Source organism: Xanthomonas sacchari (assembly GCF_040529065.1).
Lineage (GTDB): Bacteria > Pseudomonadota > Gammaproteobacteria > Xanthomonadales > Xanthomonadaceae > Xanthomonas_A > Xanthomonas_A sacchari.
Genome location: NZ_CP132343.1, coordinates 479,240 through 494,203, shown reverse-complemented (window position 1 = coordinate 494,203; position 14,964 = coordinate 479,240). Strand labels below are relative to the sequence as shown.

Annotated in this window: 15 protein-coding genes; 12 read left to right on the top strand and 3 right to left on the bottom strand. The window is 68.9% G+C overall.

All coding sequences use genetic code 11. The features are described 5' to 3' along the window. Positions 1-6: 6 nt before the first annotated feature. A complete protein-coding gene (locus RAB71_RS02075; RefSeq protein WP_010341396.1) occupies positions 7-339 on the bottom strand; it encodes a DnaJ family molecular chaperone in 333 nt (110 codons plus the stop codon). A 142-nt stretch (positions 340-481) separates the two neighbouring features. Here RAB71_RS02075 and RAB71_RS02070 point away from each other — a divergent pair, with 142 nt between their 5' ends. From RAB71_RS02070 to RAB71_RS02045, 6 genes are all read left to right on the top strand, one after another. Further along, positions 482-1,408, top strand: a complete 927-nt coding sequence (locus RAB71_RS02070; RefSeq protein ID WP_019801108.1) for a phosphoribosylaminoimidazolesuccinocarboxamide synthase — start codon at positions 482-484, stop codon at positions 1,406-1,408. Positions 1,409-1,771: 363 nt separating this feature from the next. Then, on the top strand, positions 1,772-2,251 hold the full coding sequence (locus RAB71_RS02065; RefSeq protein WP_010341394.1) for a hypothetical protein: 480 nt from the start codon (positions 1,772-1,774) through the stop codon (positions 2,249-2,251). 204 nt (positions 2,252-2,455) lie between these two features. Beyond that, the gene (locus tag RAB71_RS02060; RefSeq protein WP_010341393.1) at positions 2,456-2,914 is read left to right on the top strand and encodes a hypothetical protein; all 459 of its coding nucleotides are present in this window, start codon (positions 2,456-2,458) and stop codon (positions 2,912-2,914) included. Positions 2,915-3,258: 344 nt separating this feature from the next. Continuing rightward, entirely contained in the window at positions 3,259-3,792 is a 534-nt protein-coding gene (locus tag RAB71_RS02055) for a hypothetical protein (RefSeq protein ID WP_029561878.1), read from the top strand. Between the two features lie 70 nt (positions 3,793-3,862). Then, positions 3,863-5,644, top strand: a complete 1,782-nt coding sequence (locus tag RAB71_RS02050; RefSeq protein ID WP_029561877.1) for a peptidoglycan-binding protein — start codon at positions 3,863-3,865, stop codon at positions 5,642-5,644. Between the two features lie 339 nt (positions 5,645-5,983). Then, positions 5,984-6,466: a DUF962 domain-containing protein gene (locus tag RAB71_RS02045; RefSeq protein ID WP_010341389.1), complete on the top strand. Its 483-nt coding sequence runs from the start codon at positions 5,984-5,986 to the stop codon at positions 6,464-6,466. A gap of 94 nt (positions 6,467-6,560) precedes the next feature. On the opposite strand, the gene RAB71_RS02040 is transcribed toward RAB71_RS02045, so the two are convergent. Further along, positions 6,561-7,550 carry an NAD(P)-dependent oxidoreductase gene (locus RAB71_RS02040; protein WP_081481918.1) on the bottom strand — a complete coding sequence of 330 codons (990 nt, stop codon included), beginning with the start codon at positions 7,548-7,550 and terminating at the stop codon, positions 6,561-6,563. Between the two features lie 425 nt (positions 7,551-7,975). Here RAB71_RS02040 and RAB71_RS02035 point away from each other — a divergent pair, with 425 nt between their 5' ends. From RAB71_RS02035 to RAB71_RS02010, 6 genes are read left to right on the top strand one after another with little or no spacing between them, the layout of a single operon-like run. Continuing rightward, the gene (locus RAB71_RS02035) at positions 7,976-10,807 is read left to right on the top strand and encodes a monovalent cation/H+ antiporter subunit A (RefSeq protein ID WP_010341386.1); all 2,832 of its coding nucleotides are present in this window, start codon (positions 7,976-7,978) and stop codon (positions 10,805-10,807) included. Then, the gene (locus RAB71_RS02030; protein WP_010341385.1) at positions 10,807-11,172 is read left to right on the top strand and encodes a Na+/H+ antiporter subunit C; all 366 of its coding nucleotides are present in this window, start codon (positions 10,807-10,809) and stop codon (positions 11,170-11,172) included. Before RAB71_RS02035 ends, RAB71_RS02030 begins: the two co-directional genes overlap by 1 nt. Further along, complete coding sequence (locus RAB71_RS02025; protein ID WP_041499860.1) at positions 11,169-12,731, top strand: monovalent cation/H+ antiporter subunit D; 1,563 nt, start codon at positions 11,169-11,171, stop codon at positions 12,729-12,731. The genes RAB71_RS02030 and RAB71_RS02025 overlap by 4 nt, the downstream gene beginning before the upstream one ends. Position 12,732: 1 nt before the next feature. Then, on the top strand, positions 12,733-13,236 hold the full coding sequence (locus RAB71_RS02020) for a Na+/H+ antiporter subunit E (RefSeq protein WP_010341382.1): 504 nt from the start codon (positions 12,733-12,735) through the stop codon (positions 13,234-13,236). Next, complete coding sequence (locus RAB71_RS02015) at positions 13,233-13,517, top strand: K+/H+ antiporter subunit F (protein WP_010341381.1); 285 nt, start codon at positions 13,233-13,235, stop codon at positions 13,515-13,517. Before RAB71_RS02020 ends, RAB71_RS02015 begins: the two co-directional genes overlap by 4 nt. Further along, positions 13,514-13,885 carry a Na+/H+ antiporter subunit G gene (locus RAB71_RS02010; protein WP_010341380.1) on the top strand — a complete coding sequence of 124 codons (372 nt, stop codon included), beginning with the start codon at positions 13,514-13,516 and terminating at the stop codon, positions 13,883-13,885. Before RAB71_RS02015 ends, RAB71_RS02010 begins: the two co-directional genes overlap by 4 nt. A gap of 62 nt (positions 13,886-13,947) precedes the next feature. On the opposite strand, the gene RAB71_RS02005 is transcribed toward RAB71_RS02010, so the two are convergent. After that, entirely contained in the window at positions 13,948-14,898 is a 951-nt protein-coding gene (locus RAB71_RS02005) for a calcium/sodium antiporter (protein ID WP_010341379.1), read from the bottom strand. Positions 14,899-14,964 lie beyond the last annotated feature (66 nt).

The window sequence follows — 14,964 nt, the reverse complement described above, 5'->3', positions numbered from 1 at the left end:
GGGATCTCAGCGCTTGCGCAGGGTGCGGATACGGTCGTAGGCGGTGTTGAGCTGGCTGGCCTTCTTCTCGGCGCGGGCGCGCAACTCGGGACTGGCGCTGGCGACCTTGTCGGGGTGGTACTGGGACATCAGCCGGCGATAGGCCAGTTCGATCTCGGCGTCGGTGGCGTCGCGGGTCAGGCCCAGCTCGCGGTAGGGATCCTCGCGCTGGGACAGCTTGAACCAGTCGGCGTCGAAGGCATGCCCGATCAGCAGCCCGATCAGGGCGCCCAGCACCGGCGTGGGCCGCAGCAGCAGGGCCCCGGCGATGGCGCCGAGCAGTTTTCCGTACCAGGGCATGGGGCGAGGGCGGGCGCGGCGTCAGGGCCGGCCATTTTACGGCACAGCGGGGCATTCCGGCCGTACACTACGCGGCCCGCCGTCCGCCGCGGGCCCGCCGGGTCCCGGGACGGTCGCCATTGCGAAGTCCGTAGGAGTGCCTGTGTCCACCACGCTGTTGCAATCCGATCTGCCTGGCCTGCCCTTGCGCCACCGCGGCAAAGTCCGCGACGTGTTCGACATCCCCCGCGAGCGCCTGCCGGCCGACGCGCCGCCCGGCGACTACCTGCTGATGGTCGCCACCGACCGCCTGTCCGCCTTCGACGTGGTGCTGCCGGACCCGATTCCCGGCAAGGGCGAGATGCTGTGCCAGGTCTCCAACTTCTGGTTCAAGAAGACCGAGCACCTGATGCCCAACCACCTCACCGGCATCGACGTGGCCGCGGTGCTGCCCGAGGGCGTGGACACCGCGCTGTACGCCAGGCGCGCCGTGGTGACCCGCAAACTGAAGCCGGTGCCGGTGGAAGCCATCGCCCGCGGCTACCTGATCGGCAGCGGCTGGAAGGACTACCAGCGCACCGGCAAGGTCAGCGGCATCGAACTGCCCGACGGCCTGCGCCAGGCCGAGAAGCTGGCCGAACCGATCTTCACCCCGTCGACCAAGGCCGCCGTCGGCGACCACGACGAGAACATCGACTTCGACGCCATGGTCAAGACCGTGGGCGCCGAACTGGCCGAGCGCGTGCGCGACGCCACCCTGCGCATCTACCGCTTCGCCGCCGACTTCGCCGCCGAACGCGGCATCCTGCTGGCCGACACCAAGTTCGAGTTCGGCACCGACGCCGACGGCCGCCTGTACATCATGGACGAGATGCTGACCCCGGACTCCTCGCGCTACTGGCCGGCCGACCAGTACGAGGTCGGGACCAGCCCGCCGAGCTACGACAAGCAGTTCGTGCGCGATTACCTGGAGACGCTGGACTGGGGCAAGACCGCGCCCGGCCCGCGCTTGCCGCAGGACGTGATCGACCGCACCCGCGCCAAGTACGCCGAGGCACTGCAGCGGTTGGCGGGGATTTCGGTCGACTGAGTGAGGTCGTGCGCCGGGATGCGCCGGCGCGTGAGGGTGGTCGCGGAAGGCGGCCGCCTTGCGGTCATCGGACGCCGCCCGGCCGCTCCTGACAAGATGCTCCTGCCCGACTGGACGCGGGCACCCGCGCAAGTGATTGCCCGACCCGATCAGGAGGAGACGTTGGCCAGTTCGCCCCGCTGTTTTGCCGCACTCGCACTTTCCGTGGCGCTGGCTGCCTGCAGCCCTCGGCAGGCCGACGCCTCGCCCACCGCAAGCGCCGTCGCTGACGCATCCGCCAGGGTGGTATCTTCGGACAGAGCCACATCTTTTGGCGCACCCACTCCGTCGTCCCCTGCCCGCCAGGACAATGGCGTTGCAGCATTGGCCAAGTCCTTGCACCTTCGCTGCGAAAATGCGGCCAAGGGAAGCGGCTGCGTGGCGGGCAACGTGGACACTGGCGACTTCTACGACGTCGAGATGTCCCCACGCTGTGACGCAGACGGAAACTTCGCAGGCGTTGCCGAACGCGATGCCGCACTTCTGGATGCCTTGCCCGTCACCGGCAGCACCGCACAGGTCGCCGCCAAGCTGTCCGAAGGGCAATTCGTCTGCATCCTGGCGACCGCGCGCGCGGGCCAACACGCGGCCTACCATTACGTCGTCGCCATCCCACCGGCGAGCGTCAGCGCATGCCAGGGCAAGGCGATCTGCAAGCAGTATGGCCAGCGTCGCGTCGACTTCGTGACGCAGCGCAAGCAGGGCCGACAATGCAGCATCGCAGGCAATGCGCGCCCTGAGGGCGACTGCGCGCAGGGATGGATCCAATCGCAGAAACTGGATGTGTTCGCGAACGGACTGTGATCCGTGGCGAAGCAGGAGGTGCGTGATAGCGAGCCGAGCGAGCGGCGTGCAGGCCTTGGTATTGGGCGCTGTCGATGCCAAGGCAATACCCTGCGCCGGCTTCACGACATGATGATCGTGGTGAACTAAACTCACCCGCCCGAAGGGCGATTGCCCGCCCGACCCGATCAGGAGGATCCGTTGGCTATCGCACGTCCAATTCTGATGTCCCTGGCATTGGCCGCGGCCCTGGTCGCATGCAAGGCGCAACCGGCTGGCTCCACGGTCGCCGCGGCGACCGCCGCCCCGGCACAGGCCGCGCCCGCCGCAGCCGCCCCGCGTTGCCAGGACGCCGATTTCCATGCCTTCCTCAAGCGCTTCAGCGCCGACATCGCGGTCCAGGAAAAAGCCACCGCGAATCCGTTGACGATGATCCACATCGACCCGGACGCGCAGCCGGAACCGGCGCCGGTGACCCGCAACGTGCCGCTGGCCGAGGTCGAATGGCCGGTGATCCCGAACCTGGAGGCGGCCCGCAAGGGAGGGCGGGAGGTCGTGGTGACGCAGAACGCCGAGGGCCGGCAGGTCCTGGTGCGCACTCCCGATACCGGCGACCAGCAGGTCTACCAGTTCGCGGAGAAGCCGTGCTGGACGCTGGTGAAGGTCGACGATCAGGCGTTGTAGGCGCACCCACAAATTACGCATGGACGCTTTTTCGTCAGCGCGGCCGTGTTACTCGCGTCACGCAAGCAGCACCCGGCATCTGTCCAATTTATCCAGCAATCGCTGGAACGGGCATCCATCCCCTGCGTCTCTGAGTACGCATTGACTTACCAGAGGAAATTCACGTGCATTTCCTGAAATTCTCTCCCTCGCTTCTCGCCCTGACATTGGCCGCATGCGGAGGTGCAACGGCAGATGGAAGCGCCGCCGACGCGCGACAACAACAACAGCAGCCACCCACCCCCAGTCAGCAACACCAGGGGCAAAATGCCCCCGCCACGCCCAACCAGCAAGGGAGTGCAACCGTGCAAAATGTCGCCGCCTTCGTTCCCACCGGTATGGAAGCTGTGGATACGGTCCGCGGCGACCTGACCGGTGCTGGCCATTCAGATGCACTGCTGGTTGTATCCCCCCCATCGCCTGCGAACGAGAAGCTGGGCCAGGGTGCGCCAAGAACAGTGATCCTGCTGACCCAGGATGAACGTGGAGAACTGCACAAGGCTGCGGAGAATACGCATATCGTCCCATGCGCGAACTGCGGCGGCATGGCCGGCGATCCTTATGCGTTTTCGCGGATCGAAAAGGGACAGTTCACCCTCTCCATCTCGGGCGGTTCGCGCGAGCGTTGGGCTGACGACTTCACTTTCCACTACGCACCTGACAGCAAAACCTGGCTGCTGGACAAGGTGGTACGCGAACTCACCGATACGCAATCCGAACAACACAAACAGTTGGAACTGACGGCCAAGGATTTCGGGCAGGTGGCGTTCGCGGATTTCGATCCTGCAAAGCTGCCCAAGGTCGCCCCGCTGGAAGAGGGCGAGTCAAACAAGAATTAAAGGGAGGTAATGGTTTCAACGGACATGGATGGTCCGTCCATCACGTTGCTGAGAAATGAGGAGCTACACCATGGCAACAGACAGAGAGAACCAGATGCTCCGCGCCGCCTACGCGGCCGGCATCACACAGCCCAGGGAACTGGCGAATTTCATGGCGCAGGTGGGCCATGAGTCCGGCGGACTTTCCAGGCTCGAGGAAAGCTTCAATTACACCAAGGGAATCGGACAGATCACGGCCAATGTGCGTTCTGCGTTGCGCGAAGGGCCGGAGGCGCTTGAAAGCGCGCGCGTCGAGGCGCTCAGGGGACGACCCGAACGGCTCGGCGAACTCATGTACGGCAATCGCCGGGATCTCGGCAACGATCAGCCGGGGGACGGCTATCTCTATCACGGCCGTGGCTACATGCAATTGACCGGCAAGGCACAGTACCGCGCGGCTGGCGAGGCATTAGGCCTGGACCTGGTCAATAGACCAGAATTGGCATCTCAGCCTGAGAATGCCTCGCGCATCGCCACTTGGTATTGGCAGCAGAAGGTGCCCGAGGAGCAGCGTAACAGTGCCCGAGAGGCGGGTGCCGCCATCAACGGAGCCAACCCGCCGAACGGCTTGGCGGAACGCGAGCGGCTCTTTGAGAAGTGGCAGCGCACGCTGACACCCGAGTTGATGCAGAACCTGGCGGCAGGGCGCCTTGGCGAACCCGTCGCTGCACCGACGCAAGGCCATCAGCCCGCCACGGCAAACGTTGCTGCGTCTCACAGCAACTTCCAGCACACGATGGAGCGCATGCTGCCGAGCCAGGGCAAGGTCGATCCGCACATCACCGGGCACTACGGCGAACAGCGCGCCCGCGGCCCGCACGGCGGCACCGACTTCAACTACGAAGGCGGCCAGACCGGCATCAACCGGCAGCACCCGACGGTGCACGCGCCGATCTCGGGCACCGTGACCTTCTCCGGCGGCCAGTACGGCACGGTGAAGATCCGTGACGCGCAGGGCAACTCGCACGAAATCCTGCACCTGGATTCGCGCTCGGTGAAGGAAGGCGATACCGTGCGCGCCGGCGATCCGATCGGCACCATGGGCGGACGCGGCCCGAACGGGGCGAGCCAGTATGCCCAGCACGTGCATTACCAGATGCACGATGCGAACGGGAAGGCCGTCAGCCCGGAGACGTGGTGGAACCGCGGCCAGCAGGTCGACGCGCAGGCGCGCGATCAGGCCCAGCACGGCAACGGCACGCTGCGTCAGGGCGACCACGGCCCGGAAGTGCGCGAGTTGCAGCAGCACCTCAACCGCCTCGGCATCCGCGACGCGCAGGGTCGTCCGCTGGCCGAGGACGGGCGCTTCGGCGACAACACCCATGAGGCGGTCACTGCCCTGCAGAAACAACGCGGCCTCACCCAGGACGGCATCGTCGGCCGCGACACCCGTGCCGGGCTGGCGGCTGCCGAGCAGGCGCAGGCCAAGCCGGCGAAAGGTCCGCAGCTGGGCGAGCCAGGGCATCCGGATACGCCGCTGTACGACAAGATGCGCACGGAGGCCGATCGCGGTGCCGAGAAGGCCAACCCGCCGCACGCCAAGCTGTCGAACGAGGCAGTGGCCAACTTGACCCTGCAGGCCAAGCAGGCAGGGATCGACAGTCCCGACAAGCTGAAGGAGGTCAATGTGACCAACGACAAGGCCTTCGTCGCCGGGACCACGCCGGGCTTCCGTGCGGTGGTGGACCTGCAGCAGCCGGCACCGCCGCTGGAGCAGACCAGCGCACAGCTGGCGCGCCAGTCCGCGCAGCAGCAGGAAACGGTGCAGCGCGAGCAGCAGCAGGAGACGAACAGGAGCATGGCGCGCGCCTGAGCCGCCAAGCCGTGGCGGGGCGATCGTGCCGACAGCGCGATCGCCCCTGGTCGGCGACGCTGCCGCTTGCGTGCGGCGATTGGTCATGTGGTGTCCGACGCATTCAAGACGCCTGTCGTCGAAACGCAAAAAGCGTCTCTCATGCCTTGCATCCGGCTCGATCGAGCCGGCTGCAAGTTGCACCTGTAGGAGCGGCTTCAGCCACGATGGGGCGTCCCCGGTGAGGCCTGTCGCGGCTGAAGCCGCTCCTACGGAATGCTTACCGAAGGTTTACGCCGCGTGGTGTCTCCGCATCGCGCCAACGATGGCGCTATGCTGGACCGGTTCCTGGGAGGGAAGATGGATACCACCGCCTACGCGCGTCCGATCGACCGCTATTTCGCCAGCTATTCCGACGATCACCGCAATGCCGCCAATCAGCGCATCCACGTGGTCGCGGTGCCGGCGATCCTGTGGTCGGTGGTGGCCCTGCTGTGGTGCATCCCGGTCGGCGGCACTTTGTTCCAGAGCGGGCTGTGGGCGGCGTTGGGCATGTTCGCGGCGTGGATGTACTACAACCGCCTGTCGCGCCCGCTGGGCTACGGCATGCTGGCGGCGTTCTTCTTCTGCGGCTGCCTGTGCCGGCTGCTGGAGGCGCACCTGGGCCTGCAGGGGCTGCTGTGGCTGGCGATCGGCGTGTTCGTGGTGGCCTGGATCGCGCAGTTCATCGGCCACGCGCTGGAAGGGCACCGGCCGAGTTTCCTCACCGACCTGACCTATCTGCTGATCGGCCCGGCCTGGGTGCTGGCCAAGCTGTACCGGCGCATGCACTGGCGCTACTGAGCGCGGCTGAGACTCCTACCGCGCCTTTTTCCCGCACCCAACGCGGTCGCTGCGCGCCGCCCGCAGCAGGCTTGATCGTGCGCGCAACACGACATCAGCTCTGCTTCGCGGTCTCCGCGGTCTCCGCGGTCTCTGCGGTCTCTGCGGTCTCTGCGGTCTCCGCCGTCTCCGCGGTCTCCAGGCCCAACATCGCTGCATCCGGGGCGAAGGCGCGCGGCGCGTAGCCGAAATCCTGCCGCGCCGGTTGCAGGTCGAACGCCAGGTCCTCGCGCATGCGCTGCAGCGCGGCGCGGTTCATGCCCTGCAGGCGGCCGCAGGCATGGGCCAGCGCCAGCGCCGACGCAAACAGTGCGTGCGGCAGGGTCAGCAGCCGCGCCGGCGGCCGCAACGCGATCAGGACCCGCCGCACCATTTCGCGATAGCTGAGCGTCTCGCCACCCCCGAGGGCGTAGCTGCGTCCGTGCGTGGCCGGATGCGCCAGCACCGCCAGCGCCGCGTCGGCCAGGTCCTGCACGTGCACCGGCTGGCGCAGGCCACTGGCGCTGCGCGGCAGCACGAACCAGCCGGTGCGTCGCGCCAGCGCCGCGATCGCGCTGAGGGTGCGGTCGCGGCCGGCGCCGTAGACCAGGGTGGGCCGCAACAGCGTCGCTGCCGCGCCGCGCTCGGCAGCGACTGAGAACACGATGGCCTCGGCCTCGCGCAGGCGCCGGGCGACGTCGCGTTCGGCGGCATCCAGCGAGTCCCGCTTGACCTCCAAACTGGTGGAGCCGAAGGCGACCACGCGCGCGGCGGCGACCGGCGCGCGTCGGTACCAGTCGGCGAAGGCGTCCAATGGCCCGCAACTGAACACCACCTCCGCCGCCACCGGCGGCGCCTGCAACGCGCTCAGTTCGCCGGCATGCCAGTGCAGGCCGGGTTGCGCCGCGCGCGTCTGCCGTGAGTAGGCATGCACGTCCCAGCCGTCGGCCAGCAAGCGGTGCAGCAGGCGCTCGCCGATCTGGCCGCTGCCGCCGAACACCAGCGCGATGCGCGGCGACGCCACGGACGGAGGGGAAACGGATGCAGCAGCGAGCGAATCTGTCATCGGCACAGGATAGTGCGTGCGCCGACGTTTGCGGCCGGAGCCGCGTGCGATCGTTGCACCCCACGGCGTGCCAACGGCTGGTGGCGCTTGGCAGGCGATGGACGGCACAGGCCTGCACAGCGCCGGCGATCGCCACGCTCACAGGCGAACTCGCCCGCGCCTCTCGCACCCTCATCCGTATCAAGGTCGCACGCGCCGCTGCTGCCGAACGCGCCCACACGAGGCGCCGCCCGCAGCGCACGCCAGGCCGATAACGCGCAGCGCCGATGTTCGGCATCGTCCAGTCCACGCATGCTCGCAAGCGCCTCACCCGCCCGGGGCTACGCTGTCGGCATGACCGTGCACGCCTTCCGTTCCCGCGCCGGCCGCCGCCGTGATGCGCCTGTTACACTCGGGCTCCTGCTCGCGAATCTCGTATTCCCTGCATGATCCCCGCCCTCGACATCCTGCTGGCCCTGCCGTTTCTGATGGCGGCGGCCGTGGTGGCCCTGCGCCACCGCTCGCGCGCCACCCTGGCTTGGGCCGCGGCACTGGCGCCGTTGGCGGGCCTGGCGGTGCTCGGCGTGCTGACACCCACCGTGCTCGAGGGCGGCATCGTCCGCGCCGACCACGCCTGGCTGCCGCAGATCGGCCTGCAGTTCTCGCTGCGCCTGGACGGGCTGGCGTGGATGTTCGCCGGCCTGGTGCTGGCGATCGGTGCGCTGGTGGTGATGTACGCGCACTACTACCTCAGTGCGCGCGAGAACGCCGCGCGCTTCTACGCCTGTCTGCTGCTGTTCATGGGCGCGATGCTGGGCATGGTGATCGCCGGCAACCTGTTGCTGCTGATGGTGTTCTGGGAACTGACCAGCATCAGCTCGTTCCTGCTGATCGGCTTCTGGTCGCACCGGCAGGATGCGCGCGACGGCGCGCGCATGGCGCTGGTGATCACCGGCGGCGGCGGCCTGGCGTTGCTCGGCGGCGTGCTGCTGCTGGGACGCATCGTCGGCAGCTACCAGCTCGACGCGGTGCTCGCCGCGGGCGATGTCATCCGCGCCAGCCCACTGTATCCATGGGCGCTGGGGCTGATCCTGCTCGGCATCTTCACCAAGAGCGCGCAGTTCCCGTTCCACTTCTGGCTGCCGCACGCGATGGCCGCGCCCACCCCGGTGTCGGCCTATCTGCATTCGGCAACGATGGTGAAGGCCGGCGTGTTCCTGCTGGCGCGGCTGCATCCGGCATTGGCCGGCAGCGACCTGTTCTTCTACACGGTCAGCGGCATCGGCGCGGTCACCCTGCTCACCGGCGCCTGGTTCGCGATTTTCCAGCACGACCTCAAGGGCCTGCTGGCGTATTCGACGATCTCGCACCTGGGCCTGATCACCATGCTGTTCGGGCTGTCCACGCCGATGGCGGTGGTGGCCGGCGTGTTCCACATCCTCAACCATGCGGTGTTCAAGGCCTCGCTGTTCATGGCCGCCGGCATCATCGACCACGAGACCCACACCCGCGACATGCGCCGGCTCGGCAGCCTGCGCCGCTGGATGCCGATCACCAGCGCGCTGGCGATCACCGCCTCGCTGTCGATGGCCGGCATCCCGCTGCTCAACGGTTTCCTGTCCAAGGAAATGTTCTTTGCCGAAGCGCTGGGCGCCGACGGCCCGGCGGCGATGCGCATCTTCACTGCCACCTCGGCGCTGCTGGCCGGCGTGTTCGGCGTGGCCTACAGCCTGCGCTTCGTCTATGAGACCTTCTTCGGCCGCGGCCCGCGCGACCTGGACACGATGCCGCACGAGCCGCCGCGCTGGATGAAGATTCCGGTGGAGATCCTGGTGCTGGTGTGCGTGGCGGTCGGCATCGTGCCGGCGCTGACCGTGGCGCCGGTGCTGCGCGCCGCCGCCGGCGCGATCCTCGGCGACACCCTGCCCGACTACAGCCTGGCGGTGTGGCATGGCTGGAACGCGCCACTGGCGATGAGCATCGCCGGCGTGGTCGGCGGCGTGGCGCTGTATTTCGGCCTGCGCCGGCTGACCGCGCTGTACACCGAGGTGCGCCGTTCGCTGGGCAAGCGCGTGTTCCACTGGCACGTGCAGACCCTGTTCGGCGTGGCCGCGCGCTTCACCCGCCTGCTCGCCAACGGCCGCCTGCAGCGCAGCCTGCGCTGGCTGGTGCTGGCCGCGGTGGTGGTGGTGGCCGCGCCGCTGCTGCGGGCGCCGCCGCTGTGGCAGCAGTGGCCGGCGCCGCAGGGCATGCCGTTGCTGGGCTGGGGGCTGTGGCTGCTGATCCTCAGTTGCGCGCTGTCCACGCTGTTCCTGTACCGGCAGCGGCTGCTGGCGGTGCTGGTGCTGGGCGGCAGCGGCCTGGGCGTGAGCCTGGTGTTCGTGTTCCTGTCGGCGCCGGACCTGGCGCTGACCCAGTTGCTGGTGGAGATGGTGACCCTGGTGCTGATGCTGCTGGGCATGAACTACCTGCCCAAGGCCTCGCCGCCAGAGCCGCGGCGCTGGCGCCGCTGGCGCGATGCGGCCCTGGCGATCGTCGCCGGTGGCGGCATGGCGCTGCTGGCGTATTCGGTGATGATCCGACCGGCGACGACCATGGCCGGCGAGCTGCTGCAGCGCGCGCTGCCCGAAGCCTACGGCCGCAACGTGGTCAACGTGATCCTGGTGGACTTCCGCGGCTTCGATACCTTCGGCGAGATCACCGTGTTCGGCATCGCCGCGCTGGTAGTGCATGCGCTGCTGCGGCGCGCGCGGATGGCGCCGGAGAAGGTGATGCCGGGGCCGCCGATCAAGCTGCCGGTGCCGGCCGATCTGGCGCAGCTGATGTTCCCGCTGACCCTGACCGTGTCGATCTTCCTGTTCCTGCGCGGTCACAACGCGCCCGGCGGCGGCTTCATCGCTGGGCTGGTGCTGGCGGTGCCGCTGCTGATGCAATACGTGATCCAGGGTGCGGCCTCGGTGGAGTCGCGCTTCGGCTTCGACTACATCCGCTGCATCGGCCTGGGCCTGCTGCTGGCCACGCTCGGCGGCATGGCCTCGATGCTGTTCGGCGTGCCGTTCCTCACCAGCGGCCATCTGGACCTGGAGGTGCCGCTGATCGGCAGCGTGCCGCTGGCCAGCGCGCTGGTCTTCGATACCGGCGTGTACCTGGTGGTGTTCGGCGGCACCATGCTGACCTTGTCGATGATGGGCACGATCAAGCCTTCGCGCACCCGCGACTCGCAGCGCGGGCAGATCGACCCGACGCGGCGGTCGGCCATCACCGGGGAGATGCCCTAATGGAACTGGCACTGGCGAGCGCGATCGGGGTGCTGACCGCGGTGGGCGTGTACCTGCTGCTGCGCGCGCGCAGCTTCGACGTGATCCTGGGCATGACCGTGCTGTCCTACGCCACCAACCTGCTGATCTTCGCCGGCGGCCGGCTGGTGCAGGGCAAGGCGCCGGTGCTGCGCGACGGCATCGCCCCGACCCTGGCCGAGCACGCCGATCCGCTGCCGCAGGCGCTGGTGCTGACCGCGATCGTGATCGCCTTCGCGATGACCGCGGTGAGCATCGTGCTGGCGATGCGCAGCCGCGGCGACAACCACAGCGACCACGTCGATGCGCGCCCGGACCCGGGCGACGGCGAAGGCGAGGCGCCATGACCCATCTGCTGATCCTGCCGATCCTGATCCCCTTGCTCGGCGCGGCGCTGTCGCTGTTCGCCGAGCACCGCCGCTACGGCCGCAAGATCCGCCGTGCGGTGTCGTGGACCGCGATGGCGGCGCTGGCCGCGGCGGTGCTGGCGTTGTGCGTGAAGGTGAGCGATGGCCAGGTCCACGCCTACCTGCTCGGCGACTGGCCCTCGCGGCTGGGCATCGTGCTGATGGCCGACCGCCTGTCGGCATGGATGCTGGCGACCACCACCCTGCTCGCCGGCGCCTGCCTGCTGCACGCCTGCGCCGGCTGGGACCGGCGCGCGCCGCACTTCCATGCGCTGTTCCAGTTCCAGCTGGTCGGGCTCAACGGCGCGTTCCTGACCGGCGACGTGTTCAACCTGTTCGTGTTCTTCGAGGTGATGCTGATCGCCTCCTACGGCCTGCTGCTCAGCGGCGGGCGCGGCCTGCGCCTGCGCGTGGGTTTCCACTACGTGGTGTTCAACGTCACTTCCTCCACCGTGTTCCTGATCGCGCTGGGCCTGCTGTACGCGCTGCTCGGCTCGCTGAACATGGCCGAGCTGTCGCAGCGCGTGGCGCAGGCGCCGCCGCAGAACGTGGCGCTGATCAAGGCCGCGTTCGGCCTGTTGCTGCTGGTGTTCTGCGCCAAGGCCGCGCTGCTGCCGCTGTACCTGTGGCTGCCGGAAACCTATGCGCGCGCGCCGGCGGCGGTGGCGGCGCTGTTCGTGATCATGACCAAGGTCGGCCTGTACGCGGTGCTGCGGGTGAGCACGCTGATCCTCGGCAGCCAGGCGCAGGCGCTGGACGGCTACGGCCGCGACTGGCTGCTGTGGCTGGGCCTGGCGACGCTGCTGCTGGCCGCGCTGGGGGTGCTGGCGGCGGTGCGCCTGCGGGTGCTGATCGGCTACCTGGTGATCGTGTCGGCGGCAACGCTGTTCGTGGCCTTCGCGCTCGACGCACCGGGCACGCTCGGCGCCGGGCTGTATTACCTGGCGCACAGCAGCTTCGTCGCCGCGGCGCTGTTCATGATCGCCGACCTGATCCGGCGTCGTCGCGGCGGCGCCAGCGACCGCAAGGAGATCATCGCGCCGCTGCCGGGCAAGACCGTGCCCGGCGTGCTGTTCCTGATCGCGGCGATCTCGGTGGCCGGGCTGCCGCCGCTGTCCGGCTTCCTGGCCAAGGTGGCGATCCTCAGCGCGACGCCGGCCGGGCTGACCGCACCGGTGTGGGCCGCGGTGCTGCTCAGCAGCCTGATGGTGATCATGGGCCTGACCCGCGGTGGCGTGCGCCTGTTCTGGCGCGTGCCCGGCGATCAGGACACGGCCGAGCACGGCACCGTGGAGCTGCCGCGCCCGGCGCCGCGCAAGGCGCCGGCGCGGCCGCTGGAAACCGCCGCCACCGTGCTGCTGCTCGGCTACGGCGTGGCGATGACCGTGGCCGCCGGGCCGCTGCTGCGCTACAGCGAGGCCGCCGCCGCGCAACTGCTGCGCCCGGCCGACTACACCACCCAGTTGCGCGGCACCGCGCCGGTCCTGCGGGAGCCCTGACATGTCCGCCCGTCCCTGGTCGCGCCGCCTGTTCCCGTCCTGGCCGCTGAGCCTGACCGTCACCGCGTTCTGGCTGCTGATGAGCGACAGCTTCAGTCTCGGCCAGGTGCTGCTGGGCGCGGTGCTGGGCGTGGCGGTGCCGCTGTTCGCCGCGCGCCTGGACCGTGAGTTCGCGCGCATCGGCTCGCTGCGCCCGGTGCCCAAGATGCTGTGCGTGGCGGCGTGGGACATCGTGCGCTCCAACGTGGTGGTGGCGCTGCAGGTGCTGGGCCCGGAGAAGCGCATCCACCCCGGCTTCATCTGGGTGCCGCTGGACATCGCCAACATCCACGGCATCGCCGCGCTGACCAGCATGATCACCCTGACCCCGGGCACGGTGTCGGCGGCGCTGTCGGACGACCGCAAGTACCTGCTGGTGCACGTGCTGCACCTGGACGATGCCGAGACCGTGATCCGGCAGATCAAGACGCGCTACGAGGCGCCGTTGATGGAGATCTTCCCATGACCAGCCACATGTTCATCGAGACCACGATCGTCGTGTGCATGCACGTGGTGGCGCTCGCGATGCTGCTGGCGCTGTGGCGGCTGCTGCGCGGGCCGACCGTGCCCGACCGCATCCTGGCGCTGGACACGCTGTCGGTGACCGCGATCGCCGAGCTGATGCTGTTCGGCATGTACCTGGATTCGCCGGTGTACTTCGAGGCGGCGCTGATCATCGCCATGCTCGGCTTCGGCAGCACCGTGGTGCTGAGCAAGTACGTGCTGCGCCGGGACATCGTCGAATGATCGGCGTGCTGCAGGTGGGGCTGTCGCTGCTGCTGATCGTCGGCTGCTTCTTCATCCTGGTCGGCGCGCTGGGCCTGGTGAAGCTGTCGGACTTCTTCAAGCGCCTGCACGCGCCGACCAAGGCCAGCACGCTGGGCGTGGGCTGCGTGCTGCTGGCCTCGGTCGGCTACCACCTGTTCCTTGGCCAGGACCCGCAGCCGCGCGAACTGCTGATCACCGCGTTCCTGTTCATCACCGCGCCGATCAGCGCGCACATGATGGCCAAGGCAGCCCTGTCGCTGATGCTGGAACAGCGCCCGCAGGTGCCGGGCAGCGACCACGCCGAGCAGGAAGGGCTGCCACCGCCGGAGCAGCCGGAGGAGCCGTAACACACGGCCTATTTCTTAGAAGCCAGCCGCTTTTTCGAATCCCCAATCCCCAATCCCGGCACTCAAACCACCAACGCTAGCTCCAGCCCCACCCACGCCAGGAACGCCACCAGCAGCACCGCCCCCTCGCCGCGGCTCAGGCGCATGTCGCCGCGCAGCATCGGGTACAGCACCACAGCCAGCGCGATCGCCGCCGGCAGTTCCAGGCGCACGAACGAGGCCGGCAACGGCAGCGGCCGCAGCGCCGCCATGCCGCCGATCACCACCAGCAGGTTGAACAGGCTCGAGCCCAGCACGTGGCCGACCACCATGTCGCCCTGGCCACGTCGCGCGGCGGCCACCGCGGCGGCCGCTTCCGGCAGCGCGGTGCCGATCGCCACCGGCAGCAGGCCGACCAGCAACGGCGACAGGCCCCAGGCCGCACCCAGCCGCGGCGCGTGCTCCACCACCAGGTTGGCGCCGGCGTTCAACAGCACCAGGGCGATCAGCAGGCGCAGCAGGTTCAGCACCAGCCCGGTGCGGGTCACCGCGTAGCCGGACACGCCGAGCTGGCGTGCGGCCGGCTCGTGGCGCGCGCGCAGCAGCAGGAAGGCGACCACGCCGACGAAGGCCAGCAACAGCGCCACGCCCTCGGCACGCGAGATCGCACCATCCAGGCCGAAGCCGATCAGCGCCAGCGTTGCCAGGGTCAGCAGGATCAACAACGGCGGCAGCAGGCGGGTGCGCAGCAGCAACGGCGCCGCCAGCGCGGCCAGGCCGAGGGTCAGGCCGAGATTGGCCAGGTTGCTGCCGACCGCATTGCCCAGCGCCAGGTCCTGCGCGCCGGCGGCGTAGGCGCGCGCGTTGACCGCCAGTTCCGGCAGCGAGGTACCGAAGGCCACCAGCAGCAAGCCGGCCACGAACGGCGAAGCACCAAAGCGCTGTGCCAGGCCGGAGGCCGCCTTCACGATCGAGTCCCCGCCCAGCGCCAGGAACGCCAGCCCCAACAGCACCCACCCGAACGCACCGGCCATCGCCGACTCCCCGCCCTCAAGAAGCGGCGATTCTATGCGCAGCGCCGATGACGCCGCCGTGGTCGT